The sequence below is a fragment of the Demequina sediminis genome, from assembly GCF_039545075.1.
GTDB classification, from domain to species: domain Bacteria; phylum Actinomycetota; class Actinomycetes; order Actinomycetales; family Demequinaceae; genus Demequina; species Demequina sediminis.
In genome coordinates, this window is the sequence record NZ_BAABRR010000010.1 from 1 (window position 1) to 25,637 (window position 25,637).

Annotated in this window: 28 protein-coding genes and 1 tRNA gene; 11 read left to right on the top strand and 18 right to left on the bottom strand. The window is 71.3% G+C overall.

Annotated elements, in window-relative coordinates; genetic code table 11:
* Positions 1-180 precede the first annotated feature (180 nt).
* The gene (locus ABEA62_RS09555) at positions 181-945 is read right to left on the bottom strand and encodes an SDR family NAD(P)-dependent oxidoreductase (RefSeq protein WP_286214240.1); all 765 of its coding nucleotides are present in this window, start codon (positions 943-945) and stop codon (positions 181-183) included.
* A 120-nt stretch (positions 946-1,065) separates the two neighbouring features.
* On the opposite strand from ABEA62_RS09555, the gene ABEA62_RS09560 reads away from it, so the two are divergent.
* The 4 genes from ABEA62_RS09560 to ABEA62_RS09575 are packed head-to-tail and all read left to right on the top strand — an operon-like array spanning position 1,066 to position 3,095.
* On the top strand, positions 1,066-1,554 hold the full coding sequence (locus tag ABEA62_RS09560) for a beta-class carbonic anhydrase (protein WP_286214239.1): 489 nt from the start codon (positions 1,066-1,068) through the stop codon (positions 1,552-1,554).
* A 15-nt stretch (positions 1,555-1,569) separates the two neighbouring features.
* Positions 1,570-1,827: a DUF1232 domain-containing protein gene (locus ABEA62_RS09565; protein ID WP_286214238.1), complete on the top strand. Its 258-nt coding sequence runs from the start codon at positions 1,570-1,572 to the stop codon at positions 1,825-1,827.
* A gap of 21 nt (positions 1,828-1,848) precedes the next feature.
* A complete protein-coding gene (locus tag ABEA62_RS09570) occupies positions 1,849-2,589 on the top strand; it encodes a flavodoxin family protein (RefSeq protein WP_345379834.1) in 741 nt (246 codons plus the stop codon).
* On the top strand, positions 2,586-3,095 hold the full coding sequence (locus ABEA62_RS09575; protein ID WP_345379836.1) for a GyrI-like domain-containing protein: 510 nt from the start codon (positions 2,586-2,588) through the stop codon (positions 3,093-3,095). Before ABEA62_RS09570 ends, ABEA62_RS09575 begins: the two co-directional genes overlap by 4 nt.
* Here the strand turns inward: ABEA62_RS09575 and ABEA62_RS09580 are convergent.
* The 4 genes from ABEA62_RS09580 to ABEA62_RS09595 all read right to left on the bottom strand — a co-directional run bounded on the left by ABEA62_RS09580 (position 3,092) and on the right by ABEA62_RS09595 (position 8,437).
* Positions 3,092-3,358 carry a hypothetical protein gene (locus ABEA62_RS09580; protein ID WP_286214235.1) on the bottom strand — a complete coding sequence of 89 codons (267 nt, stop codon included), beginning with the start codon at positions 3,356-3,358 and terminating at the stop codon, positions 3,092-3,094. The two genes, ABEA62_RS09575 and ABEA62_RS09580, sit on opposite strands and share 4 nt — an antisense overlap.
* A gap of 82 nt (positions 3,359-3,440) precedes the next feature.
* On the bottom strand, positions 3,441-5,816 hold the full coding sequence (locus ABEA62_RS09585) for a glycoside hydrolase family 3 C-terminal domain-containing protein (protein WP_345379839.1): 2,376 nt from the start codon (positions 5,814-5,816) through the stop codon (positions 3,441-3,443).
* A gap of 64 nt (positions 5,817-5,880) precedes the next feature.
* Positions 5,881-7,431, bottom strand: coding sequence for an HNH endonuclease (locus tag ABEA62_RS09590; protein WP_286214234.1), 1,551 nt, complete (start codon positions 7,429-7,431; stop codon positions 5,881-5,883).
* Positions 7,432-7,588: 157 nt separating this feature from the next.
* Positions 7,589-8,437 carry an aldo/keto reductase gene (locus ABEA62_RS09595; protein ID WP_286214233.1) on the bottom strand — a complete coding sequence of 283 codons (849 nt, stop codon included), beginning with the start codon at positions 8,435-8,437 and terminating at the stop codon, positions 7,589-7,591.
* Positions 8,438-8,526: 89 nt separating this feature from the next.
* Between ABEA62_RS09595 and ABEA62_RS09600 the strand changes: the two genes are divergently transcribed.
* Entirely contained in the window at positions 8,527-9,084 is a 558-nt protein-coding gene (locus tag ABEA62_RS09600; protein WP_286214232.1) for a dihydrofolate reductase family protein, read from the top strand.
* Positions 9,085-9,098: 14 nt separating this feature from the next.
* Here ABEA62_RS09600 and ABEA62_RS09605 read toward each other — a convergent pair whose 3' ends face one another.
* On the bottom strand, positions 9,099-11,693 hold the full coding sequence (locus tag ABEA62_RS09605; protein WP_286214231.1) for an SEC-C metal-binding domain-containing protein: 2,595 nt from the start codon (positions 11,691-11,693) through the stop codon (positions 9,099-9,101).
* Between the two features lie 186 nt (positions 11,694-11,879).
* Here ABEA62_RS09605 and ABEA62_RS09610 point away from each other — a divergent pair, with 186 nt between their 5' ends.
* From ABEA62_RS09610 to ABEA62_RS09620, 3 genes are read left to right on the top strand one after another with little or no spacing between them, the layout of a single operon-like run.
* Positions 11,880-13,919 (top strand): alpha-L-arabinofuranosidase C-terminal domain-containing protein, encoded by a 2,040-nt coding sequence (locus ABEA62_RS09610; RefSeq protein ID WP_286214230.1) that lies wholly within the window; start codon positions 11,880-11,882, stop codon positions 13,917-13,919.
* A complete protein-coding gene (locus ABEA62_RS09615; RefSeq protein ID WP_286214229.1) occupies positions 13,919-14,104 on the top strand; it encodes a hypothetical protein in 186 nt (61 codons plus the stop codon). Before ABEA62_RS09610 ends, ABEA62_RS09615 begins: the two co-directional genes overlap by 1 nt.
* A 22-nt stretch (positions 14,105-14,126) precedes the next feature.
* Positions 14,127-14,480: a nuclear transport factor 2 family protein gene (locus tag ABEA62_RS09620; protein WP_286214228.1), complete on the top strand. Its 354-nt coding sequence runs from the start codon at positions 14,127-14,129 to the stop codon at positions 14,478-14,480.
* Positions 14,481-14,503: 23 nt separating this feature from the next.
* Here ABEA62_RS09620 and ABEA62_RS09625 read toward each other — a convergent pair whose 3' ends face one another.
* From ABEA62_RS09625 to ABEA62_RS09655, 7 genes are all read right to left on the bottom strand, one after another.
* Positions 14,504-14,695: a hypothetical protein gene (locus ABEA62_RS09625; protein WP_286214227.1), complete on the bottom strand. Its 192-nt coding sequence runs from the start codon at positions 14,693-14,695 to the stop codon at positions 14,504-14,506.
* A gap of 333 nt (positions 14,696-15,028) precedes the next feature.
* Positions 15,029-15,104: transfer RNA gene (locus tag ABEA62_RS09630), tRNA-Lys, on the bottom strand.
* Positions 15,105-15,175: 71 nt separating this feature from the next.
* Positions 15,176-15,982, bottom strand: a complete 807-nt coding sequence (locus ABEA62_RS09635) for a sensor domain-containing diguanylate cyclase (RefSeq protein ID WP_286214225.1) — start codon at positions 15,980-15,982, stop codon at positions 15,176-15,178.
* Between the two features lie 22 nt (positions 15,983-16,004).
* On the bottom strand, positions 16,005-16,556 hold the full coding sequence (locus ABEA62_RS09640; RefSeq protein WP_286214224.1) for a VanZ family protein: 552 nt from the start codon (positions 16,554-16,556) through the stop codon (positions 16,005-16,007).
* Positions 16,557-16,759: 203 nt separating this feature from the next.
* A complete protein-coding gene (locus ABEA62_RS09645) occupies positions 16,760-17,674 on the bottom strand; it encodes a phosphotransferase (RefSeq protein WP_286214223.1) in 915 nt (304 codons plus the stop codon).
* Positions 17,671-18,324, bottom strand: coding sequence for a Pr6Pr family membrane protein (locus ABEA62_RS09650; RefSeq protein ID WP_286214222.1), 654 nt, complete (start codon positions 18,322-18,324; stop codon positions 17,671-17,673). Before ABEA62_RS09650 ends, ABEA62_RS09645 begins: the two co-directional genes overlap by 4 nt.
* 26 nt (positions 18,325-18,350) lie before the next feature.
* Complete coding sequence (locus ABEA62_RS09655) at positions 18,351-18,698, bottom strand: YciI family protein (protein ID WP_286214221.1); 348 nt, start codon at positions 18,696-18,698, stop codon at positions 18,351-18,353.
* 121 nt (positions 18,699-18,819) lie between these two features.
* Here ABEA62_RS09655 and ABEA62_RS09660 point away from each other — a divergent pair, with 121 nt between their 5' ends.
* The gene (locus ABEA62_RS09660; RefSeq protein ID WP_286214220.1) at positions 18,820-19,245 is read left to right on the top strand and encodes a DUF1349 domain-containing protein; all 426 of its coding nucleotides are present in this window, start codon (positions 18,820-18,822) and stop codon (positions 19,243-19,245) included.
* Here the strand turns inward: ABEA62_RS09660 and ABEA62_RS09665 are convergent, their stop codons facing one another.
* From ABEA62_RS09665 to ABEA62_RS09675, 3 genes are read right to left on the bottom strand one after another with little or no spacing between them, the layout of a single operon-like run.
* Complete coding sequence (locus tag ABEA62_RS09665; protein ID WP_286214219.1) at positions 19,246-19,560, bottom strand: AzlD domain-containing protein; 315 nt, start codon at positions 19,558-19,560, stop codon at positions 19,246-19,248.
* The gene (locus ABEA62_RS09670) at positions 19,557-20,375 is read right to left on the bottom strand and encodes an AzlC family ABC transporter permease (RefSeq protein ID WP_345379850.1); all 819 of its coding nucleotides are present in this window, start codon (positions 20,373-20,375) and stop codon (positions 19,557-19,559) included. The genes ABEA62_RS09665 and ABEA62_RS09670 overlap by 4 nt, the downstream gene beginning before the upstream one ends.
* Positions 20,376-20,423: 48 nt before the next feature.
* Positions 20,424-20,615, bottom strand: coding sequence for a DUF2218 domain-containing protein (locus ABEA62_RS09675; RefSeq protein ID WP_286214217.1), 192 nt, complete (start codon positions 20,613-20,615; stop codon positions 20,424-20,426).
* 265 nt (positions 20,616-20,880) lie between these two features.
* On the opposite strand from ABEA62_RS09675, the gene msrB reads away from it, so the two are divergent.
* Positions 20,881-21,288, top strand: coding sequence for a peptide-methionine (R)-S-oxide reductase MsrB (msrB, locus tag ABEA62_RS09680; protein ID WP_286214216.1), 408 nt, complete (start codon positions 20,881-20,883; stop codon positions 21,286-21,288).
* A gap of 29 nt (positions 21,289-21,317) precedes the next feature.
* A complete protein-coding gene (locus ABEA62_RS09685) occupies positions 21,318-21,917 on the top strand; it encodes a hypothetical protein (RefSeq protein ID WP_286214214.1) in 600 nt (199 codons plus the stop codon).
* Positions 21,918-22,410: 493 nt separating this feature from the next.
* On the opposite strand, the gene ABEA62_RS09690 is transcribed toward ABEA62_RS09685, so the two are convergent.
* Complete coding sequence (locus ABEA62_RS09690; RefSeq protein ID WP_286214213.1) at positions 22,411-23,382, bottom strand: NUDIX domain-containing protein; 972 nt, start codon at positions 23,380-23,382, stop codon at positions 22,411-22,413.
* Positions 23,379-25,628: an RNA degradosome polyphosphate kinase gene (locus ABEA62_RS09695; protein WP_345379854.1), complete on the bottom strand. Its 2,250-nt coding sequence runs from the start codon at positions 25,626-25,628 to the stop codon at positions 23,379-23,381. The genes ABEA62_RS09690 and ABEA62_RS09695 overlap by 4 nt, the downstream gene beginning before the upstream one ends.
* Between the last annotated feature and the right edge of the window lie 9 nt (positions 25,629-25,637).

Below are 25,637 nucleotides of genomic sequence, written 5' to 3' on the forward strand. Positions count from 1 at the left end.
GGGGTACTGGTTGTGCCCCGACGCGCGGGGGTGGGGGGGGAGGTCGATGTTGGGGGGGGGTGGTTTTGTGGGGGGGGGGGGGGGGGGGGGGGGGGGGGGGGGGGGGGGGGGCCCCCCCCCCCCCACGGGGGGCGACGACGAGGCCATGAGGGCATCTTAGGCGCACTCGGTGCCACGTGATCAGCGCAGATGCTCTCCGGTGACCTCCGCGAGGCGCGCGATGAGTCGCGCGCGCAGGGCGGGGTCGTGCGCGGCCGCCGGTGCGGCCTCGGCCCGGCGCCGATGCACGTACTGGCCCCCTCGCCGCGCGATCGCCTCGTCCGACGTCGCCAGCCACACGGGGGTGTCCGCGCCGTCGGACAGCGGGAGCGCCGCGCGCGGCCCGCCCATGCGGGTGCGCACCCATCCCGGGTGGACCACGTTGATCTGGCGATCCGTGTGGCGGTGGGCAAGCTCGAACGCGAGCATCGTGAGCAACAACTTCGAGCCCGCGTAGGCCGCGTGGCCGTCCCACGGGTCGGGCGGGGCCAGGTCGACCGCTGGGCTCCCGGAGAAGGCCGCGTCCGATCCGACGAACACGATCCGTTGCGGCAGGCTCAGCATCGTGCTCAGCAGATACGGAGCGACCACGTTGACCTGCAGGATCCTCTCCAGGCCGTCCTCGGTGAGGATCGCGCGATCCTGATCCGGACCCAGCGCCGCGTTGTGGACGATCACGTCGTACGGCCCCCTGCCGCGGGCATCGTCCCCGAGCAGTCGCGTCGACGCGAGCGAGTCCAACCTGCCCGTCACCGAGGCGACGGCACCGGGGACGCGCGCCCTCGCGACCTCGGAGCGGGCGGCGTCGCGGCCGTGCACGACGACCTCGTATCCAGCCTCCGCGAGGCGGCGAGCGACCTCGGTACCCAGCCCCTGAGAGGCTCCGGTGACGAGGACGCGTGGCATGGGCTCATGGTGCCACGCCGCGGGCGCGTGGCCATAGGCCTGGCACCTTAGGCTGTGCCCACACGGCATCACTCACACGGCTGTACCCACACGGCTGTGCCCACACGTCGGGGAGGACACATGGGAATCGCGGACGAACTGCTCGCTCACAACCGCGCGTATGCGGAGACCTACACGCCGGACCGGCCGCTGCCGCCGCGCCGTCAGCTCGCGGTGGTCGCGTGCATGGACTCGCGACTCGATACGTTCGCGATGCTGGGTCTCGAGGTGGGCGACGCGCACGTCATGAGGAATGCGGGCGGCGTCATCACGGATGACATGATCCGCTCGCTCGTGATCTCGCAGCGCAAGCTTGGGACGCGGGAGATCATTCTCATCCACCACACCGACTGTGGCGCGCTCACCTTCACGGACGACGAGCTGCGCAACCAGCTGCTCGACGAGACGGGCCTCAAGCCCACGTGGAGCCCCGAGTCCTTCCGCGACCTCGACGCCGACCTGCGCCAGTCGATGGAGCGGATCCGCCGCAACCCGTTCATGGTGGACACCTCGCAGGTGCGCGGTTTTGTGTTCGACGTGCACTCGGGGGAGCTGCGCGAGGTTCGCTGACGCATACTGGAGGACATGTGGTGGTCCTTCCTCAAGGCGGTACGCAGCGGTGAGCACCGCGTCGCGCCCATGACCTGGGTCGCGGCGGTGGGCGCCCTGCTCTACGGCCTGTGGCCGGTCGACCTCATCCCCGAGCTCGTCCTGGGCCCCCTGGGGCTGGTGGACGATGCCGGGGTGTGGGGCATCCTGCTGGTGCTGGTGACGCGCGAGAAGCAGCGCTACGAGGCACGCGTGAGGGACGAGGCCATCAACGTCGCCGGGACAGTGCGCTGATCGTGCCGTAGCGTCGGAGGCATGGCTCCCGATGCTTCTCAAGGAACCGACTTCTCCGACCTCACCGCCGTGGTGGTGAACTGCACGCTCAAGCCCTCGCCCGCGCTGTCCCACACGCAGGGGCTTCTCGACAACGCGATCGCGATTCTCGAGGCCCAGGGCGTGAGCGTGGACGTCATCCGGGCGGTCGACTTCGACATCGCTCCCGGCGTCTATCCCGACATGCGTGAGGACGTGCCGGGTGGCAACCGCGACAGTGACGACTGGCCAGCGCTCGCGGACCGCATCCTCGCGGCGGACATTCTGCTGCTCGGCACCCCGATCTGGCTGGGCGACAAGTCGTCCGTGGCGACGCGCGTCATCGAGCGGCTCTACGGGCTGTCGGGTGAGACCAACGGCCGCGGCCAATACCTCTACTACGGCCGCACGGGCGGAGTGGTGGTCACGGGCAACGAGGACGGCGTCAAGCACGTCGCGATGAACGTCCTCTACTCGCTGCAGCACCTGGGGTACACGATCCCGCCCAACGCCGATGCCGGGTGGATCGGGGAGGCCGGCCCGGGGCCGTCCTATCTCGACGAGGGCAGCGGCGGTCCCGAGAACGACTTCACGCGCCGCAACACCGCGTTCATGACGTGGAACCTGCTCCATACCGCCCGATGGCTCAAGGACGGCGGCGGCTTCCCCGCGGGGGGCAACTCCCGCAAGGAGTGGGATGCGGGAGCGAGATTCGACCACCCGAACCCGGAGTACCGCTCATGACCGATTCGCCCGCCATCCTCACTGAGCCTCGCGAAGCGCTGCGCTACGTCGCCGAGCCGCTGGTGGCCTCCATCGAGGAGATGCCCCAGGTCGTGGGCGACGCGTTCGCGCGCGTCGAGGCGTGGCTGGGCGCGCGGGGCACGGCGCTGTCGCCGGGCGTGCTCCGCTACACGACGGCACGCGCCGACGGCAGCTTCGCGATCGAGGGGGGGCATATCGTCGAGGGTGACGTCGCGGTCGAGGCCCCGTTCGTCGCGGGCGAGCTGCCCGCGGGCACCTACACCGTCGCACGGCATACCGGACCGTACATGGCGGTGGGTGACGTGACCCGCGCCCTGATGGAGTCGTGGGGGCCGGCGGGCGTCGAGCCCGCCTCCGCGCGGACGTCGACTGGCGACGACTACGCGTCCTGGTACGAGCTGTATACGGACGTGCCGACGATGGGTCCGACCGGCCCCGAGGGCACGGTCGAGGTGTGCGTGCTGGTCCTGCCGGCGTCGAGTTAGGCGGCGAGCGCCCAGAGGTCACGGGCCGCCATGTCGCCCTCCTCGTCCGCCTCGCGGTAGGCGAGGGCGGTGCCGGCGATGTCGCAGCGGCCCGAGCCGTGATCGGCGACCACGAGTCCCACGGAGAGCGCAGCCGTGGCGGTCGCGTGGACGCGCCACAGGATGATCGCGTCGCCGTCGGACATCAGCGCCCAGTCGCGCCCGACCTCCATGACCGTGCGCAGCAGCGGTCGAGTGCCGTGGACGAGGACGGGCGGGTTCACGATTGCCTCCGATCGGTCGCGGCGCCCCGGGACGGGGCTCAGCCGCGCTGGTCCTCCGACTGTAATCCCTCCCGACCGGGACCTACCCCCTCGCCCGCCAGGACTTGAACGACCCCACGTTGAGCAGCCTGATGAGCCGGTCCAGGCTCGCGAGCGTGAGCTTGCCGCCGCTGGCCATCGCGATCATGCGCAGCGGCGCCTCGCGGGTCGCGGCCTCGAACATCGCGATCGTGGTGGCGTCCGCATGGGTGGTGTCGAACTGCTTGCCGGCCTCCTTCGACAGCATCGCCGCCGCCGCGCGGCCCGCGGCGGTCTCCCTGAGGTCCGCCGCGGTCGAGTCGCGGTGGAAGGGAACGCTGCGCTCGGGGGTGGGGATTTCGCCGCCCAGCATGGTGCGGAACTCGTTGTCCGTGGCGACGAAGGCCGCGGGCCCGTGGGAGGGCGACACCGCGGTGCCCTCGGTGATCGAGACCGTGCGGGTCGAGCGGATGTCGGTCGACGAGGATCCGACCCGGATCTCGAAGTCGCCCGGCTCGGTGCGCCACTCTTGCGAGCGCACGTCCCACACCGCGAAGGCACGCTGGTCGAGCTTGATCGTGACCTTTTCCGACGCGCCTGGCGTGAGGTGGACCTTGGCGAAGCCCTTGAGCTCCTGGTGCGGGCGGTAGGCCGCCGACTGCGGATCGCGCACGTAGACCTGGACCACGTCCGAGCCCTCGCGCGGCCCCGCATTGGTCACCGTGAGTGTCACGGAGTAGCCGTCTCCCGACTTGCGCACCGTCGGCGTCGAGTGGTGGAAGGCCGTGTAGCTGAGTCCGTGGCCGAACGGGAAGCGTGCGGGCATGCCAGCGGAGTCGTGGAAGCGGTAGCCCACGTAGAGGCCCTCGCGGTACTCGACCTGCTTGGGGTGGCGCGCGAAGTCGCGGTCGGAGGGCAGGTCGCTCGCGGCCATGGGGAAGGACTCGGCGAGGCGCCCGCCGGGAGCGACGTCGCCCAGGATGACGTCCGCGAGCGCGGATCCGCCGGCCTGGCCACCCAGGTAGGCCTCGAGGATCGCGGCGGGCCGGTCCGCCCACGGCAGCTCGACGGGAGAGCCGTTGAGCAGCGCGACCACGGTGCGCGGGTTCGCGTCGAGCGCCGCGTTCACCACGGCCGTGTGGCCGTCGGGCAGGCGCAGGTGCTCGCGGTCGAAGCCCTCGGACTCGAATGAGCTGGGCAGACCCGCGAGCACGATCACCACGTCCGCGCGGGACGCGACGCGGCGCGCCTCGTCGAGGAGCGCGTCCTCGGTGGCGCCGGTGGTGGGGTCGTAGCCGGGCGCGTAGTGCACCTCGGCGGCGTCTCCCACGGCAGCGCGCAGCGCGTCGAGGAAGGTGTCGAGCTGAGTGGGGTTCACCAGCGAGGACCCCGCGCCCTGATAGCGCGGTGTCTTCGCGAATGCGCCCACCACGGCGATCGAGCCGGTGCGCTCAAGCGGCAGGATGCCGTTGTTGGTGAGGAGCACGGTGCCCGCGGCGGCGGCGCGGCGGGCCAAGCGGTGGTGTGCCTCGGGGTCGACCTGCGAGGTCGCGGTGTCGTTCTGCGAGCGCAGCGCGAGGTCGATCACGCGGGTGGCCGCGAGGTCAAGTTCCGCGGTGGTGAGCAGCCCCTTCGCGTGCGCGTCCGAGACCTCCGCGTCCCACGTGCCCTTCGAGCCGGGCATCTCGAGGTCCAGGCCGGCGCACAGGCCCAGCGCGCGGTCCGACACGGCGAACCAGTCGGACATCACCAGCCCGTCGAAGCCCCACTCGTCGCGCAGGGTCTCTGTGAGGAGTCCGCGGCTGACGTCGGCGTGCTCGCCGTTGATCTTGTTGTACGAGCACATCACGGTCCACGGCGCGGATTCCTTGACCGCGATCTCGAAGCCGGTGAGGTAGAGCTCATGCAGCGTGCGGTCGTCGACGATCGTGTCGACCGACATGCGGTAGAACTCCTGGTTGTTGGCCGCATAGTGCTTGAGGCATGCGCCCACGCCCTGCGACTGGATGCCGCGCACCATCGCGGCGGCGAGTTTGCCGGAGACGAAGGGGTCCTCGGAGAAGTACTCGAAGTTGCGTCCTCCCGCGGGGTGGCGCTTGATGTTGAGTCCCGGGCCGAGCAGGACCGCGACGTCGTTCGCCCGGCACTCGCGGCCGAGCGCCGCACCCACCTCCTCGATGAGCGCGGGGTCCCACGTCGACCCGAGCGTGACCGCCGGGGGGAAGCACGTCGCGGGCACGGACTCGTTGATTCCCAGGTGGTCCGTGCTGCCCTTCTGCTTGCGCACGCCGTGCGGCCCGTCGGTGAGCATGATCGAGGGCACGCCGTGCTCGTCGAGCGCCTCGGTAGTCCAGGCGTCCCGGCCGGACACCAGCCTGATCTTCTCGTCGGTCGAGAGGCGCGAGACGATCTGCTCGGCCTTCTCATAGGTGGCGCGCATGGGGCTCCTTGATGCGGAGAGGGGGGACGTCGTCGTCGGGCAGTTTCATCCTATCCATGCAGGGTCAAGGGGCGATGCCCATGACGAGTGGGCTGTCGGGCCCGGTCCCTTCAGCGGCGCGGCGCATGCTGAGGCTTCGGGGTGCGTGGAAGCGGGCGCGTCCTCCTTGGCGGGGTGTCTGGAGCGGGTCGATGCTTGCGGGTGGGGTGAACCAGACTTCGGTGGTGGTGGCGTGGATGGTCCAGCCCTGGTGGTGGATCGTGTGGTGGCAATGGCGGCACAGCAGGACGCCGTTGGCGATCGACGTGATGCCGAGGTCGCGGCTCCACCATTCGATGTGGTGGACCTCTGCCCAGCCTGGTGGAGCTCCGCAGAAGGCGCAGCCGCCGTCGCGTTCGATGAGGGCGAGCCGTTGAGCCGTGGTGAAGAGCCGACGTTTGCGGCCCCAGTCGAGCAGTTCACTGTGGGAGCCCAGCACGGCGGGGATGACGTGAGCGTTGGCGGCCATGCGCCGTGCGGTGGAGATGTCGATCGCGTGAGAGGTGCCGTCGATCTCGGCGTTGCCCAGCCCGGTGTGGAGGTCTGTCTCATGGACGCGGACGACGACCGTAGTCGACGCGAGCGGGAGGTCGGTGGCGGTGCAGGCGAGCGCGTGGCGGGCGAGGTCCGCGAGGGCATCGGCGCGCATCTGGGCGGCTGTTCTGGTCGTGGCGGTTGTGGCGGCGAGTGGTCCCGCGCCGGCGCTGGTGCCGGTTCCTGGGTTGGCGCCGCCGGTGCCTGGGTCGGTGGCAACGTTGTCGCGGGCGCGGCGCATCGCGTCGTTGACGAGTGCGTCGAGGGCGGCGCGGACGGGGGCGGCGGTTTCGGGGTCGAGGCGTGCGTCGATCGCGAGCATGCCGTCGCGGTCCTCCCACACGTGGAGGTAGCGGTTCGCGCGCAGGCGTTCGAGGGTGGCGGGCGTCGTGTCGACCGTGAGCGCGGTGCGGAAGTGGGTGACGATGCGGCCGAACGTGGTCGCTGTCAGTCCGGGCGCGCGAGAGACGAGGTCGAGTTCGGCGCTCCGAAGGTGCTCGGTGGGGATCGTCTCGGGAAGGGCATCGAGCATGGACGTGATGGTGCTCGCGCAGTCGACGGAGAGTTCCCGAGAGTTCAGCGCCTCCGCCACGTGTGGATGGTGGCCGGGTTCACCGTCGGGCGCGGGCTCCTGTGTGAGCACCCGTCCCACGTCGAGCAGCCGGCCGGCGTGGGCGCGCGTGGAGCCCAGGACGGAGGCGATCATGTCGACGGTCCCGCGGTGTCCCAGGCGGCGCGCCACACCGCCACCGGGCTCGGTGTCGCCGTGGCGTTCGATCGCGCACGCTACCTCGGCCAGGAGGAGGTCGACCTCCCGGGCGAGTTGCCCGGCGATCTGAGCCCGCGCCGCGAGCACCGCCGCATCCACGCCCACGCCGTTGTGCCCGTCCCGCCCGTCCCGCCCGTCAGGCCCGCCAGACCCCCGCGCGGCATCCCGCACCCCGGCCACCGCCGCGATCGCCACCGCGCACGCGGCCGAGAACGCATCCACCACGACGGCAGCGCCGCCGGGTTCGCGATCGAGAAGGCCCGAAATGTCCATGGCTTCATCCCACCACCAGGGTCCGACAATCAGGACAAAAGGTACCCAAGGAGCCTGGGAATGACTCGGAAATTCCTCATTTGCCAGGCATGACGCCCGCAGGCCGACGGCTCAACTCCCCCCGGCATCGTCCCCATGCACACCACACAAGGCGCCCCTACATCTCCTCGTGACGCTCGGGATCGCCGTCGAACAGTCGCCCGTCCTCGCGCGCCAGCGCGGTGATCGCGGCAACCTCCTCGGGCAGCAGCGTGAAGCCGTCCACGGCCAGGTTCTCGGCCTGGCGCGAGGGCGTCGCGGACTTGGGAAGAGGCAGCGTGCCCCGCTCGAGGTGCCAGCGCAGGATCACCTGTGCGGGGGTCACGCCCAGGCGCTCCGCGGCCTCGACCACCACGGGCTCGCCGTACGGTGCCTGACGCTTGCCCAGCGGGCTCCACGCCTGCGTGACGATCCCGAGCTCGGCGTGCTTGGCGAGCAGGTCGACCTGGGGGAAGTAGGGGTGAAGCTCGACCTGGTTGATCGCGGGCACCACGCCGGAGTCCTCGATGATCTCGTCGAGCAGGCGCGGCGTGAAGTTCGAGACGCCGATGGTTCGCACCACGCCGCGCTCGCGCAGCTCGACCAGCGCGCGCCACGCCTCGCGGTACTTGCCCGTGATCGGGTTGGGCCAGTGGATGAGCAGCACGTCGATCCGGTCGAGCCCCAGCCTCGCGCGCGACTCCTCACCCGACGCGAGGGCGCGGTCGAAGTCGTGGTGGCGCCCGGGCAGCTTGGTCTGCACGGTGACGTCGCCGCGTGCCACGCCGGTCTCCGTGAGGAAGCCGCGCAGCGCGGCGCCGACCACGCCCTCGTTCTCGTAGTTGACCGCGGAGTCCAGCAGCCGGTAGCCGTGGTCGAGCGCCGCGCGGATGGCCGCGCCGCCCGCGTCTCCCACCAGGGGATAGGTCCCGAAGCCGAGCGCGGGAAGGGTGTGGCCGTCGTTGAGCGTGACTGTGGGAAGCGTCATGGTGTCACCCTACGACCGCCATGCGACGGGACGATGCCGGTGTGAGTGCGGATGCCGGGTCTAGGGTGGAGGAGGAAGGGAGCCTCGCGATGGCGCGCCTCATCTACTCCATGATCAGCTCGCTGGACGGCTACGTCGCGGACCAGCACGGCGGCTTCGACTGGGCCGAGCCCTCGCGTGACGAGCACGAGTTCTTCAACGAGATCTCCAGGGGAATCGGCACGTACCTGTTCGGGCGGCGCATGCACGAGGTGATGTCCGCGTGGGAGACGATGCCCGACGACCCCGCCCTGCCCGGCTACCTGAGGGAGTTCGCGCGCCTGTGGCGCGACACGGACAAGATCGTGTTCTCCTCCACGCTGGCCGCGCCCGGTACCTCGCGGACCACGCTCATCCACGCCTTCGATGCCGACGCCGTGCGGGCGCGCAAGGCCCACGACCAGCGCGACCTCGCGATCGCCGGCCCCACGCTCGCGGCACACGCGCTGCGCGCGGGCCTGGTCGACGAGCTCCAGGTGATACTCATCCCCGTCGTCGTGGGCGGGGGACTGCGCCTCCTGCCCGGGGGCGTCCACCTCGAGCTGCACCTCCTCGAGCAACGCACGTTCCCGTCCGGAGCGGTGTTCCTGCGGTATCGGGTGGGCTGAGCCGTCCGCCGGCTCTACGCCAGCCCTAGTGCGACCCGTAAGCGTGGGGCGCTCATCTGGGTCGGATCCTCGGTCTGGGGGAACGAGTTGAGCAGGCGGACCAGGTCGTCGCGCCGCGTGGGATCCGCGGCCGCCTCTCGGGGTGTGAGGCCGTCGAGCGCCGGGATCTGCTCGTCGAGCCACTGTGCCTCGTGTTGCGCCATGACCTCCGCCAGGACGGCCTTGACCGTGGCGTCTTCGACGCCGGATCCCCCGGTCGCCGGTCCACGAAGGGAAGCGCCTCCCGGCGCATCGAGCATGTCCGCGATCGGCACCCGGCGGTCCGAGAGGACCGTCAGGCCCGGGATGGCCGCGCGGAGCAGATCAAGCGCAGCGTCCAGCCGGTTGGCGCTGGAGGCCTCGAGCGTGAGGAGGTCACCGTTGAGAGTCATGCTTGCGAGGACCGTGCGCCCTCCAGCCTTGCTGCCCGAGCCCAGGTGGAGCCATGTCGGCGGGGCGTCATCGGTCCGCTCGAATCCGCGATCGAGCGCGGCCTCGGCATCGCCTGTACGCGTGACGCGCATCACGATCTCCCCCATCACCATGGCGTCGCCGTCCGAGGTCACGAGGCGTGTCGGGGCTAGGCGGACGCTGAGCGCCTCGACAAGCGCAGCGGGATCGGTGGGATCGTCAAGCAATGCCAGCACTGCGGCGCGCTGGCCCATCGCGACTGGCTCGACACCTCCGAAGATCTGCCAGGTCTCGCCCGCGGGGAGGACCCGGCAGCACACGAAGTCGCCCGCCTTCAGTGTGCGACTCGCGGTGGCCTCGCGGACGTCGACCTGGTCACCCGTCCGGACATCGCGCATCGTCATGCCGCGCGTGGGGCGTGACTCCACCACCTCCCACAGCGACCGCTCAATCATCAGCCACTGCTCCGCGAGCGCGAGCTCGTCCTCGGGAAGTAGGTCCCGACGGTCCCGGAGGAACCGCGAGAACCCACCGCCCTCGACCAGTGCGACGTCGGTGACAAGCGGGTCCCGCAGCCCATCGAGGAGCCCGCCGGGCAGGTGGCGTCCTCGCGCCACTGCGAGCGGAAGCACCGTCTCCCGACCCGTACCGCGATCAAGGTGCATGCACGCCTTCTGATACGTCCACGTCGCGCGCTCCTCCAGCGGCAAGTCCTCCAGGCCCTCGTGGCACACCTTGTACTTCTTCCCCGACCCGCACCAGCACGGCTGGTTGCGCCCCAGCGAGCGCACGCGGATTCGGCCGAGGTGGGCCAGCACGGCTGCCAGAGGATCATCGAGCGGGAGTCCAGCCCTCCGTGCCAGGGCGGTACTTTCGGCAAGCATTCCGCGGTCGGAGGCGTAGTACGCCAGGTCCGCGAGAAGGGGTGCCCACTGAGGAGACGCCTCGAGACCCTCGCGAAGCTCGTACTCGGCCTCTTCGACTGCGCCCAGGCGCTCCGACGCACGGGCGGCGAGCCATGAGATCGCGGCACGCGTATCGGCCGTCGCGGCTGTCGCTGGCTCATCGGCCGCGACGTGCATCGCCTCGGTGAGGATGCCAAGCGCGACGGCGTCGAGACCGCCACCGGTCGCCATGGTTGCGCCCAGCACGGCGGTCGCGACGTCGGGATCCGCGATCCAAGGCAGCGAGGCGATCACCGGCGCGCGCAGGTCGGCATCCCATCCGCCGGTGGCGGCGATGTCATTCGGGTCGCTCCCGAGGACGTCCTCCGTGTTCTCGAGTGCTTCGACGATGTGACGGTACGTGTCGGCCACGGCGACCACGGCCATCGCTGCGTCGAGCGAGATCCGATGATGCGTCGCGACGCTCCGCGCCTCCTGCTCCGACCGCCACGCCTCGGGGTCCGTGCCGGGAGGCAGGAGGTGCTCGCCCCAACTGACCGCGCCGGATTGCGCGACGAGGTCACTGAAGGGCGGCGTTGGCGCGCTCCACAGGTCGGCGAAGCGCGCGGCCATGGCCCACGCGGCACCCTCCGCCTGGACACTGCCGTGCCGCGGCTGCGAGGCGATCTCGCGCAGCGCATCGATGGTCTCCGAGGGATAGGGGGCGACCTTGGTGCGTGCGGTCAGCCGCGTCACGCGCATCCCTTGCGGGTGTGCCGCGACGGCCACGATGTCGCCCTCGCGCCACGCCGTCCGGCCCCGCGCTGAGGCAGGAACGGGGATCGCGCCGTCGTCGGGCAGAACCTCGGCCGGAATGCCCCAGTCGCCGTCGTCGGCCCACTCGGGATAGACCACCTCGACGGGCGACCCGTCCTCGAACGTGCCGATGGCTTCGAACGCTGCGAGCAGCGGCGCCATGTCGGGAAATGCGGCGATGAACCCGTGTGCGGCCTCCGTGGCGGAGAGCCGATGGGTGGCCACCCGGTTTCGCATGAGCTCGGCGACATGACACCACCTGCCGTCGGGAAGATGGCCCACGGCGTTGAGGAGGTTGCTGTCGAGGAGATCGTCGAGGAGGAGTCCAGCATCGATGCCGCGCAACTCGGGGCGGCGGCTGAGCGCTGTCGCGAGCGACGTGCCGGTACTGGGTCCGCTGCGTGCCAGGGTGTCCAACACGAGGTCGGCGGCCTCGGTGCGTGAGAGAGGTAGGACCATGGCACAAGCGTAGGGGGAGGCCAATGCGGGGTGACGGTCTCCACAAGAACCGCGCGGCCGGGCGCGACACGGCAGACTCGGGGGATGACCGCGCCCGCCCCGAGAGCCCCGAGAGCGCCGCGTTCCCCTCAGCCGCCGCGCGACCGCGTCACGCTGGTGGCCGACCCCTCCCGCGCGGTGCTCCCCGTGAGCGACATCCTCCTGGGTGCCTTCCTCGAGGACATCAACCACGCGATCGACGGCGGCCTGTCCGCGAACCTCATCGCGAACCACTCGTTCGAGGGCGCGTACGTGAGCCGACGCCTCCACACGAACACCATCGCGGCGGTGACGCGGCGTCGCCCGCGGCCCGTCAGCGATCCGCTCCGGCACTGGCGCGTCAGGAGCGGGACGCTCGCGGCGCCCGCCGTGGATGAGGCCGGGACCGGGGACGATGCCTCGACGCCCTTGGTGCCCGGCGCACGTTTCGCTCGCCTCACGTCCGAGGGAGCGGCGGTGGTGCGCAACGTCGGGCACGCGCGGCGCGGTGCGGGAATCGGCGCGCGGCGCGGGGTGGTCTATCACGTCGACGCGCGCGTGCGGCTCGGCTCCTTCGACGGATCCCTTGTCGCCCGACTGGTGGACAGGCGCGGACGTGCCTTGGCATCGTCCACTCTCACCCTCACCCCGGACCCCGACCACCCGGGCTGGCACGTGGCCACGGCGGCCCTGCGGCCGCCGCGCACCGCGCTCGTGGCGTTCGAGATCGCGGCGCGCGGCGCCGGGACGCTCGACCTGGACGAGGTGAGGCTGATCCCTGCCGATCACTGGGGCGCGGGCGATCCGCGGTGGAGCCAGGGCGTGCTGCGCAGGGACCTCGTGGAGGCCATCGCGGAGCTGAAGCCCAGGTTCGTGCGCTTTCCCGGCGGGTGCATCGTCGAGGGCCTGGACTGCGCCAACGCGTACGACTGGAAGCGAACCGTGGGGCCGCTCGCGGGGCGCAGGCCCGACTACAACCTGTGGGGTCTGTCGACGCGCGGAGGCGACTATTCGCAGTCCTTCCAGGTGGGGTACTACGAGTACTTCCTGCTGTGCGAGGACCTGGGGGCGAAGCCCCTGCCCGTCGTGGGTGCGGGGATGGCGTGCCAACTGCGCGCCACCGAGGTGCTGCCGCTCGACTCGCCGGAGTTCGCGGCCGTGGTGCAGGACGTGCTCGACATGATCGAGTGGGCGACGGGGGATCCGGCGAGCTCGCCGTGGGCGCGGCTGCGCGCGGAGGCGGGCCATCCCGAGCCGTTCTCGCTCGACATGATCGCCGTGGGCAACGAGAACGCGGGGCCGCAGTACCTGCACCGCTTCCGGGCGATTCGCGAGGCGGTGCGCGCGCGCCATCCGCACATGGACGTGGTGCTCTCCGCTGGGGCGCTCGCGTGGGGTGTCGAGTTCGAGCAGGCGTGGGAGGAGGCGCGGCGTGATCCGCGCGGGCTCATTGTCGACGAGCACTTCTACAAGAGCCCCTCGTGGGTGATCGACGCCGCCTCGCGCTACGACGCGTACCCGCGGGACGTGCGCGTGGCGGTGGGAGAGTACGCCGCCAATCTGCCGTCGGGGCTGGTGCCTGCGCCCATCCGGCCGGTGCCCAACACGTTCCGCTCGGCGCTCGCGGAGGCCGCGTTCCTCACGGGGGTCGAGCGCAATGCCGACGTGGTCGCGATGGCGTCCTTCGCGCCGCTGCTCAACCTGGTCGGGCACGGGCAGTGGGAGCACAACCTCATCGACTTCAACCCGTTTGCGGTCATGCCCACCGCGAACCATCATGTGCAGCGGATGTTCGCCGCGACGGTGCGCGAGAGGATCGTGCCGCTCGATCGCGACGGACTGCCGCCCGGCTTGCTGGTGTCGGCGACGGCGGGGGCCGGGCTGTCGGGGGAGGTGCCGGTGAGGGACGGACTGCCGGCGGACGATGCCGTGGCGGTGAAGCTCGTGGAGGTCGCGGGGCGCGCGGCGCGGGTGCGGCTGCGGGTGCCGGGGGCCGCCGAAGGTGCGCCGGTCCGCGTCGAGGTGCTGGCCGCGTCGGACGAGGCACGCAACCGGCTGCGGTGGGTCGGGCGCGGCAGGCACGAGGTCAGGCCGCGCGTGTCTCGGCGCGTCACGGGTCCCGACGGAGTGGTCGAGGTCAAGGTGCCGGGACGGTCCGTGACGATGGTCGAGGTTGACCTCAGCGCACCGTCACGTACGGCGGAGTGATGAAGGCATTCCTGATTGTCCTGCTCATTGTCGCCGTCGCCATCGGAATCGTGGGGTTCCTCATCGAGGCGCTGCTGTGGCTCGCCGCGATCGGAATCGTGCTGTTCCTGCTCACGAGCGCGTACTGGTGGTTCACGTTCCGCTCCTCGCGGGGCGACGCGGCGGAGGCCGGCGCCGGGAGGTAGCGGCGAGACGGAGCGGCGGGCCGTGGGCACGAGGACGAGCGACTGGCTGGCGGGTTACATCCGCGCCTGGGAGTCGAAGCGCGAGGAGGACGTCCGCGCGCTGTTCACGGACGATGCCGAGTACTGGTTCCGTCCCGACGACGACTGCCCCGCGGTGGGCATCGAGGCGATCGTCGCGAAGTGGGGCGAGCCCGAGCCGAGCTTGCCCGTGCACCACCTCAGCGTGCTGATCGAGGACGAGCGGCTCGGCATCATCACCGGCACCGTCGACTACCCCGGGCACGAGCGCTACGCGAACCTCTGGGAGGTGTGGTTCGCGCCGGATGGGCGGGCGCGCAAGTTCGTCGAGTGGTACATGACGCGCGGCGGTTCATGACGCTGACCGCGTAGCCTCACTCGCTACATGTCGCAGGCGCAGACCTCGTTGTAGGACACCACCTGCTCGCCGTCCTCGGGGCGCGCCCATGACTCGGCCTCCTCGCGGTTGGCGAAGGCGCGTGGAGCGAGACGCCCGTTCGCGAGGAGGACGCTGAACTCGATCTTCTCGCGGGGGTCCGACCACGCCGTGGGGGCGGGGTGCTCGGTGGTCATGCTTCGAGGGTACGCCTGTGGTGCGGGGGCTCTGGGGTGGGGGACTCCTGTTGGGCGGCCCGGGTGCGGCGCACGCTGTGTTCACGTTCCTGGCCATTAGCGCGCTTAATGGCCACGATCGTGACCATAGCGCGGGTGGCGCTCGGGGGGTCTGCCGCAGGAGTAGGTCACATCTGATCTGCCTTGCTCTTCGGGGCGGCCTGGGAGGATGCTGTTGTGCCTCAGCCCTACCCCCAGGAGGTCCGCGACGACGTGGTCCGCGGCCGCGAAAGCGGCGCGGCGCTGGGCGCGTGCCTCCGTGACTCCTCGGGAAGCCCTATTCCTGGTAAATCCTGGTGGGCCCCGTGGGGCTCGAACCCACGACCTACGGATTAAAAGTCCGCTGCTCTGCCAACTGAGCTAGAGGCCCGCCGCCCATGGTAGCCGCGCCGCCGCATCGGCCCCACGCCTGGCCCGCCCCACGCACACCCCCACGCCCACTCACGGCGCGGCGACCACCGCGTCCCTGCCGCCCGCCTTGGCCGCCAGCAGCCCCGGGTAACGGCCCTGGGCGATCACCATCCGGATGCGCGCCGCGAGCGCCAGGAGCTGGTCCGTGCCGGCGACCTCCGTCAACACCACGAACTCCCCGCCGCCAAAGCGAGCCACGCCATCGTCCCCACGCGTCGTGTACGTGAGGCTGCGCGCGATAGTCCGGAGCATCGCGTCGCCGGCGGCGTGCCCGGCGGAGTCGTTCACCGCCTTGAAGTGGTCCACGTCGATCATCAGCGCGCCGAACGTCCGCCGACGCGTCTCCCACTCCTCGAGCCGCCGCTCGAGGCACTCCTCGAGGTGGCGGCGGTTGCCGATCCCCGTGAGGGCGTCGGTGGCGGCGCGGCGCTCGGCCTGGTGGAGACGATGCAGGGCCGAGCTCATCGCGGAGTCGTCCGTGAAGGTCTCGACGGCCCCGATGATCTGGCCGTCCTCGTCCCGCAGCGCGGAGGCCACGACGTTGACCGGCACCAGGTGGCCCTCGCGATGGTGCAGGTAGACCCTGATGCTGCGGGTGCGGCCGTCGGTGATCGTGGCGGGCAGCGGGCAGCGGCTCCCGCACAGGGACGCGCCCGACTCGTCGACATGGTTGAGCATCCCGTCGCCGCAGAAGCGCCCGATCGCCTCGGGCTCGGAGTAGCCAGTGATGCGGGTCGCGGCGGCGTTCCAGTACGTGATGGTCCGGCTCGGGTCCGCCACGTACATGCCCTGGGTCATCGCGTCGAGGAGAGCTGCAGGGTCGATGCTCTGAGTCATCGCGCCTCCTCGCGGACGGTGGTCACCCAGTTTCGGCAGTGCGGGGCCCCGAACCGCGGGACCAGGGTCCCGCGAAAGCCGCCGCGACCAGGGCGCCCACGAGGGCACCGCCGGTGTTGAGGACCACATCGTCGACATCCGCGACCCGGCCCAGCAGAAACTGGACCGCCTCGATGGACACCGAGAGCGCCGCGGCCAGCACGGTCGCGGTCGCGATCCTGCGCAGCGCGCCGCCGCGCACCAGCAGCGCGACCACCGCGCCGAACGGCACGAACAGCACGATGTTGCCCACGAGGTTGGTCCACGGCGCGGAGGCCCCCGAGTCGAGTGCGCGCCGAATCTCCTGGCCCCAATGGAGGTTGACGGTGCCCGTGCCCAGGTCTCCCTGGACCACCGTGAGGCCGATCGTGATCCAGCCGATCACCGCGAGGCACGTGAGCAGCGCCACCCACGCGGCGGTGCGGCGCCCGTGCCCGAAGATCGCGCCGACGCCCCACGCGAGCGCGACGAGCACCGCGCCGACGAGCGCGATCGGCAGCGCTCCCTCGGTCCCGTGCACGTCGAGCGGGCTCATGTCTGTCCTCCAGGTGGTCGCCGAGTCAACGTGCAAGGGTACGCGCGCGTGCCCGGGGCGCGCACGCCCGTCACGGCGACGCGACCGACCAGAACCCGGACGCGCGCCAGCCGCACCCGGCGCAGATTCAGAAACAGCAGCGCAGCCAGGGCATGAACCACTCGGGCTGGGAGGGCCAGGGCTAGCAGTACACCGCGGCGGCCTCAGTCCTCGAGCACCCCGAGGCCTCCGAACCCTCGCCACGCCATCGCGATGTTGAGGGGCCGGTCGAGGACGGCCCAGGACGCGCACTTCGCGACCGCGATCCCGCGCAGTCGTGCCTCGAGCCCCGGGTCCTCGCACCCGGAGGCCTCCCGGTACGCGCGCACCGCCGCATCCACCCCGGTCGCGCCGAGCGCGGTGTAGAGGAACGACAGGTCGACCGCGCGCTCGCAGCCGGCCATCTTTCCCCAGTCGATGATGCCGCCAAACGCGCCTCCGTCGACCGCCAGCAGATTCGAGCCGTGGGGATCGGCGTGCGACCACACCACCTCGGCGGGGGCGGGCGCGGACAGGGCCTCGTCCCACAGTTCGCGTACCCCGGCGATGTCGAGCCGCTCGCCGTCCGGCCCCGTCGCCCCCTCCAGCAGCCCGAGCGCCCACTCGAGATTCTCGGAGCGCTCCGTGAGGGAGATCGACTGCTCCGGGTTGAACCACGCCTCCTCGCCCGCGGGGGCGTGCACCTGGGCGAACGCTCGGCCGATCTCGGGCCCGGCATCGTCCCGCAGCGGTGACGCGTCCGCGGCGGCGCCTGGCAGCCACGTCACGACGGCCCACGGCCACGGATAGTCGCCCTGGGCGACCCCGCTCGCGACCACGCGCGGGTGAGGGAAGGTCCACGCGGCGCCGACGGTCGACAGCAGCCGCGACTCGCGCGCGAGCGGACCCACGGCGGCCTCGACGCGGGGCAGGCGCAGCCCAAGGTCGGGGCCCAACCGGTAGACCACCATGTCCCAGCCGTCGAAGCGTTCGCCCACCTCGAGATGCGCGAGGCCGGGCAGCTGCGTCTCGATGAGCTCGCGCGCGAGCGGGCGCGAGATCGCGGGATGAGCGGGCGGGGGACCCGAGTCGCGGATCACGGCGCCGCCGCCTCCACGCCAGCAGGCCGGACCGCGCTCACGCGCTCCGCGTCTGCGGTCACCACCCGCAGCCCGGTCGCGCGGAACAGCGCCGCCCCCACGGCCAGCCCCGCCGCGATGATCCCCGCCACGACGACCGCGATGGACCCGTAGCCGTTCGCGGGGTCGAGGAACGGGTACGGAAACCAGCCGTCGGTGGCGCCGCGGATCAGCACCACGGTCACCCACACGCTCGGGTACACGATCACCACCCACAGCCGCCCGAGCGGAAGGGGGCGCCTGGGCCCCACGAGCAGCCAGTCGGCCAGCAGTGCGACCCCCGAAAGTTCGTGGACCACCAGGTTGGTCCAGTGCGTGACGTCATCCTCGAGCGGCGCGAGCAGGATCCAGTACACCGACACCACGATGCCCAGGTAGATCGCCGCACACACGCGCAGGTACTCCACCCACGCGGGGGCCGTGCGGCGCGCGAAGGCCGCGGCGGCGACCAGCGCGGCCACCCCGATCAGGTTGTTCTGGACGGTGAAGAAGCCAAAGAAGTTCCACACCACGAACGTGCCGGCCTCGACGCCGTCGAGCAGTAGCCGCGTCACGGCGGCGAGCATCAGCGCGGCGACCGCGAGCCTGGCGGCGGTGACGGAACGGGCCATGGCGGGACGCTATCAGCGCGATCGGCTCAGGCCTGGAAGGGGCGCACCTCGATGGGCCCGCTCACCGCCACCGAGGCGCGTTGCGCCCACGTCACGGCGGACTCCACGTCGGGGACGTCGATCACCCAGAACCCGCCGAGCGCCTTGCCCGTCGGGACCACCGGACCATCGGTAACCACCAGCTCGCCGTCGGCGACCTCGACCACCTGCGCGGTGCCCGGGGTCTCGAGGCCTCCCGCGAAGACCCACGCGCCCGTGGCCTGCAGTTCCTCGTTGAACCGCGCGACCGCCGCGTACATGGGCTCGACGTCCACGCCCGGCTCGACCAACGGTCGCGAATAGTCGTGATGAACGGACAGCATGAACTCGGGCATGGCGTCTCCTTGTCGGGGAGTCCAGCGTATGACGCGGGCCCCCGTGGGGCCCGGGGAGCGGCGCCTGCGAGGGGACGATGCCCGGGTCGGGTCGCGCTCGATCGCGCCCTACGCTGGGGGAATGGAGAACATCGAGCTCGAGGCCCTGCTGGCACGCGCGACGTGGACGGAGGAGCCGGTCGCGGCCGAGGTGCGCGACGGCCGACTGCTGGTGACGGCCCGCGAGGAGTCTGACGCGTGGCGCATCACGGCCTACGGCTTCATCCACGACAACGCTCACGCGCTGGTCGAGCCCCTGGGCGCCGAGGCCGCGATCGAGGTGTCGTGGATCCTGGACTACGACCTCCAGTTCGATCAGGCGGGAGTGATGCTGCGCGCGCGCGTCGAGGGCGAGCCGTGGCGCCTGATCCGGGTGGCTCCGCTCGCCCCGGACGCGCACGTGCTGGCGGGGCCGATGTGCTGCGCCCCGACTCACGGCGGCCTCGAGGTGACGTTCACGCGCGTCGCGGTGGGCGAGCCCGACGCGGAACTCCACCCCGAGGACTGACTAGAGCCCCGCGAGCAGGAGCGCCGCGAACGTGAGCGCGCCAGCGAGCATCGTCCATCCCGAGGACCTGCGCCACAGCGCAACCCCCACCGCGACGAGCGCCGCCGCGTGCCACGCGCCCAGCGCGCGCCACTGACCCTCGTCGAGGAGCAGCGAGTTCGCGATGATCGCGGCCATCGCGGCGGGGCCCACGAGCCGCAGCGCGCGCGTCACACGCTCCGGCAGCTCGCGGCCGTCGCCCAGCAGCATGACGCCCGAGATGCGAATCGCGTACGTGCCGATTCCGGCGGCGAGGAAGATCAGGAAGGCCCTCATTCGCCGGCTCCTTGGTCGTGAGCGAGGCCGTCGTCGGGCACCGGCCCGGCCGTGGCCGCGCGACGCTCGGGCACGAAGGACCCGACCGCGATGCCCGCGAGCGCGCCCGCGAGGACGTTGAGGCCGAACGGCAGTCCGCGCGCCGCGACCACGACGATCGTTGCCACCGCGACGGCGGTCAGCGCCGGCGCGCTGCGCAGTCCGGGCACCATCACCGCGAGGAACATCAGCGGCACGATGAACCCGATCTGCCAGGCATCGGGGATCACGGGCCCCAGCGCGATGCCCGCCGCGGATCCCACGACCCACACCGCGACAAACGGCAGCGCGCCGCCCAGGATGAACCAGCGCCGGCGCACGGGGTCGGGCCAGTCGGCGGCGCGTTCGAGAGAGACCACCGCGGACTGGTCGGTCATGAGATGCGCGAGGCCCAGCCGCCACCGCAGCGGAAAGGCCGCATAGACCGGCGCGAGCGCGGCCGAATACAACGCGAACCGCGCGTTGATGACCAGCGCGGTGATGACGGCGATCGCGGCGGGCGCGCCGGTGCGGATCGCCTCCACGATCGCGATCTGGCTCGCGCCCGCGACCACCGACACGGACGCGAAGTTGCCGGCCCACGGGTCGACGCCCGCCACGCGCACGAGCGCCCCGAACGCGAGCCCAAACAGCGCCGATCCCGGCATCAGCGGCGCGATCGCGCGCAGCCCGGCCCAGGAGTCGGCCCATTGCTGGGCGCCGATGCCGAACACGGCGCGGCGCGGAGAGCGCGCGGAGGGTGCTGGTGGGGAGGGGGGTGTGGACGGTGGGCTCACCGGCCGAGTCTCGCACGGCCGTGTGACAGCCAGGTGACGTGCGTCGCGCTATTCGCCCTGGCGCTCGGCCGCGCCCGAGCCAGGCACGGGCGTGAGGCGAGCGGAGGCCTCCCCGAGCCGGATGACCGCCGCGTCGCCCTCGCTGTCGACCTCGAGCTTGCGCCCCAGGTGCGATGCGAGCTGCTTGAGGTAGCGCTCGGGGCGGTCGGTGGGGAAGCGGCCGGTGGTGGCGAGTGTCATGGGGACTCCTGTCGGTGTCAGGCGAGGATGGAGGATGCCCTGGTGGCCAGAGATGGCGCGAGACGGGAACAAATCCCGCCTTGGCATCGTCTTCAAGGGTGTACCCACCACGGCGCGAGCCGCGCGGGACAATCAGGTGAGAACGCGTGGCGTCCGACCTCCTCCCCCCTCGGAGGTCGGGCGCCTCGCGTCTTCCCCAGGAGCAGGCTCGGTGCGCTGTTCGGGCGCGCGCCGCCCCCGTACCCTGGGAGCGAAGGAGGCAAGCATGAGCCCCAACAAGATCGTCAAGACCGACGCCGAGTGGCGCGCCCAGCTGAGTGACATCGAGTATCAGGTGCTGCGACACGCGGCCACCGAGCGGCCGTGGACCGGCGAGCTGATCGACGAGAAGCGCGAGGGCGTGTTCCGCTGCCGTGCGTGCGGCGCGCAGCTCTTCCCGTCCGGCACCAAGTTCGACTCGCACTGCGGGTGGCCGAGCTTCTACGACGCCGACGAAGGCGCGGTGACCCTCCACGAGGACCTCGCGCACGGCATGGTGCGCACCGAGGTGCGCTGCGCCGCGTGCGACTCTCACCTGGGACACGTGTTCCCCGATGCGCCGCAGACCCCGACGGGGGAGCGGTACTGCATCAACTCGGTGTCACTGGTGTTCGACGAGTCGGAGCCCGCGTAGTGGTCGAGCCCCGCTTCCACAGGCCCGCCATGCTCGACATGGAGATGGCGGATCAGCTCGAGGGAGACATCGACCCCGCCGACCGCGGGCTGATCGCGCACGAGACCGCGGCCGCGATCGTGTCGCAGGCGCGCGAGTCGGGAGACCCCGAACTGGTCGAGCGCCTGGTGCGCCTCGTGGACGAGGAAGGCATCGACACCGTCGCGATGATGTGGTCGAAGGCCGGCGCGCACACGCTGCCCGGCGCGCTGTGGCGTATCTACATGATTCGCGAGTGGGTCAAGCACGATGCCGCAGCCGTCGCGCGGTCGTATCACCAGGGCGTCCACGCCGCGCACGTGCGGCACGCCATCGCGGGTGTCGAGGACCCTCCGGGCCCCGATGAGGTGCGCACGCTGGCCGACGCCGTGCTGTCCGGGGTGTTCGCGGGTGACCTCGCCGTGGCGCTCGACCGTGCGGGCGCGTTCTGCCGCGTGGTCGCGACGGGTGCGGCCTTCGAGGCGGGCTCGGACGAGGGCCACGCCGACGCCAGGGCCCACCGCACCACGCTGCGTGCCGCGCAGCTCCTGCGCACCGGCGAGGATCTCGAGCGCTGCGCCGCGATGTGGCGCGAGGGGCGGCTGGACTAGCGTCCGCTGCGGCCCGCCTGCCTTCGCGCCCCCTTTCCGCTCCGGCTCCGCCACACGCTTTCGCGGCTCCGCCACACGCGCATCGGCGTGTCGCCGGCGTGTCGCGCCTCGCGGGGGCTCAGAGGGGCCGATGCCGGGCTACCCGTGTGGCGGAGCCGCGGGTAGGCGCGGGGCGAGGAGCCGCGGGTGGGTGCGGGGCGAGGAGCCGCGGGTGGGTGCGGGGCGAGGAGCCGCGGGTGGGTGCGGGGCGAGGAGCTGCGGGTAGGCGCGGGGCGAGGAGCCGCGGGTGGGTGCGGGGGAGAGGGAGACTCGCGCGTCCCCGAGGGCGTATGGTGGAGTCGACGTCGGACCGCGGTAGCCCCGGGCTCCAACACAAGCCGCCACGAGCGGCCTTCGCGCCGACTGGCGCTCCCGGTCCGACGTCGCTTCTCCCCCTTGAGGTCCCGCGCGTCAGCGCCGAATCCGGAGCCTGAGCCCCAAGCCCGGCGCCGTGTCAGACGTGGACGCGCAGCAGGTGGGTCTCCACCGCGACCACCACGGGACCCGACTCCCAGTCCGCGACGTGCGCGACCAGCACTCCGCCCGCGGGCAGATACGGGTTCTTCCGCGGCAAGGCTCCGCGCGTGTACGGCCGCACCGCGGCGCGCAGCATCTCGACGATGGTCGGCAGCGTGGGCCGGTGCACGCACACCGCGCGGGGCGAGGTCTTGCGGAACAGCGCGGTGAAGGTCTTCGCCGTGTCGAGAGGCCGCTCCGCGTGGCCGGTCTCCGTGAGGGAATCGTGGGTGCGCACCGTGGTGCCGATCGCATCGGCATACGGCTTGACCGAGTCGAGGCACCGCTTGGCGGGTGAGGAATCCACCTTGGTGATCCCGAAGCACGCGATGAGCGGAACCAGATCGAGCGCGCGACCCACCCCGTTGCGGGTCAGGGGACGGCGGTTGTCGGGCAGTCGCCACGCCTTGCGGCGCTTGGCGCGCGCGTGCCGCACGAGCATGAACGGCCTGGTGTCGAGCCGGTCCGCCGCGTACGCGTCGATCAGCGCGTCGAGCGGGCGCAGGTCATCGGGGAACGTGATGATCTTGTGCGCCTCGCCCACGGGCAGCCAGCGCACCCGGTCGATCTCGTGCTTCGCGGTGCTCTTGACCGGCTTGCGGCCCCGCAGGGACGGCGAGGTGTGCGGAAGCACCTGCGCGGCCCAGTACTTCACGACCTTCTGCTTCTCGCCGATCGGATAGCGGATGGTCGGCAGCGGCTGGCCCAACTCGATCTGCTTGCCGGTCTCCTCCGCGACCTCACGCACCGCGCACTCGGGCAGCGACTCTCCGGGGTCGAGCTTGCCCTTGGGCCACGACCAGTCGTTGTAGCGGGGACGATGCACGGCCAGGACCTGGAGCTCGCCGTCACGAACGCGCCACACGATGGCCCCGGCCGCGACGACCGTCCCCTCGGGGTGGTGACTCACTTGCCCTTGATCCTGCGCTTCGGCTGACGCCGGATATAGATCTCCTGCAGGTCCTTGAGACGGGTGCCGTTGCCGTCCGTCACCGTGCGGCCCCACGAGCCGTCCTCGTGAAGCTCCCACCCGATCACGTGATCGCTCATCGCCATGTCGATGTTCTCGATGAGGTTCGCGATCTGCTGCGGCTCCTTGACCGAGATGAGCGCCTCGATGCGGCGATCGAGATTGCGGTGCATGAGGTCGGCCGAGCCGATGAACACGTCCGGCGAGCCGTCGTTCGCGAACGCGTACACGCGCGAGTGCTCGAGGAAGCGGCCCAGAATCGAGCGCACGCGGATGTTCTCGGACAGCCCCGGCACTCCCGGACGCAGCGCGCAGATGCCGCGCACGTTGACGTCGACCTTCACGCCGGCACGCGCCGCGCGGTAGAGCGCGTCGATGGTCTTCTCGTCCACGATCGAGTTGACCTTGATCTTGACCCAGGCCTCCTTGCCCGCGGCGGCGTTGCGGGCCTCGTTGTCGATGCGCTCGATGAGGCCCATCCGCACGCCGGTGGGCGCGACGATCAGGCGGCGAAACTTCGCCTTGGGTGCGTAGCCCGAGAGCTGGTTGAACAGCTTCGTAAGGTCGGCGCCCACGTCGGGATCCTTGGTGAGCAGTCCGTAGTCCTCGTAGAGCCGGGCCGTCTTGGGGTGGTAGTTGCCGGTACCGATGTGGCTGTAGCGCTGGAGTCCCTCGTCCTCCTGGCGCACCACGAGGGACAGCTTGCAGTGCGTCTTGAGGCCCACCAGGCCGTACACGACGTGCACGCCGGCCTGCTCGAGCTTGCGCGCCCACGAGATGTTGCGCTTCTCGTCAAAGCGCGCCTTGATCTCGACCAGCGCAAGCACCTGCTTGCCCGAGTGGGCCGCCTCGATGAGCGCGTCGACGATGGGCGAGTCGCCCGAGGTCCGGTACAGGGTCTGCTTGATCGCGAGCACGCGCGGGTCGGCCGCGGCCTGCGCGAGGAAGGCCTGCACCGACGTCGAGAACGAGTCGTACGGGTGGTGCAGCAGCACGTCGGAGCGGCTGATCGCGTCGAACACGTTCTGCTCGTCGGCGGTCTCGACGGGCGCGAGCTTGTGGTGCGTCGTGGGCCTGAACGGCGCGAACTGGAGCGACGGCCTGTCGAGGTCCGCGATCACGTGCAGGCCGGTGAGGTCCAGCGGCGCGGGCAGGTGGAACACGTCGTTGTCGGTGATGCCCAGCTCGCGCACCAGCAGCTCGCGGATCTTGGGAGGGAGGTCGTCCGCGACCTCGAGGCGCACCGCGGGGCCGAACCGGCGCCGCAGCAGTTCCTTTTCCATCGCCTTGAGGAGGTTCTCGGCATCGTCCTCCTCGACCTCCACGTCCTCGTTGCGTGTCACGCGGAACGTGTAGTGGTCGATCACCTCCATGCCGGGGAAGAGGTAGTCGAGGTGCGCGCCGATCACGTCCTCGAGCGGCACGAAGCTGCGCGGCTCGTCCGACAGCGCCGCGGCATCGGTCACCTGCCCCACGTGGCCCGCCGCGTCGACGGACAGGAAGCGCGGCAGCGTCTCGGGGACCTTGACGCGCGCGAAGTAGTCCTTGCCGGTGTCGGGGTCCCGGATCTCGACCGCGAGATTGAGCGACAGCCCGGAGATGTACGGGAACGGGTGGGCGGGGTCGACCGCGAGCGGCGTGAGCACGGGGAAGATGTCCGAGCGGAACAGCTTGCGCAGGCGCTCCTGCTCGGGGTCCTCGAGGGCGTCGTAACGCACCAACTGGATGCCCTCGTTGGCGAGCGCGGGCCGCACCTGGTCCTCGAAGGTCTCGGCGTGGCGGTCCATGAGCTCGTGCGAGCGTTCGATGATCGCCTCGATCTGACGCGACGCGCTCATGCCGGTCGCGGCGGGCACCGCGAAGCCCGCGGCGATGCGCCGCTTGAGGCCCGCGACGCGCACCATGAAGAACTCGTCGAGGTTGGAGGCGAAGATTGCGAGGAAGCGCGCGCGCTCGAGCAGCGGCGTCTGCGGGTCCTCTGCCATCTCCAGCACGCGCTCGTTGAACGCGAGCCACGAGAGCTCCCTGTCGAGGTAGCGGTCCTCGGGCAGGGGTGACGGCGACTCGTCCTCCTCGAATGCGACGGTCGGGAGCGGGTAGGTCTCCTCGGACTCGACGCTGGGGTGCTCGTGCGGGGCGGGCGGGGACGCCGGTGCGGCGTCGTTGAGGTCGAGGCTCTCGGACATGGTGCCCAT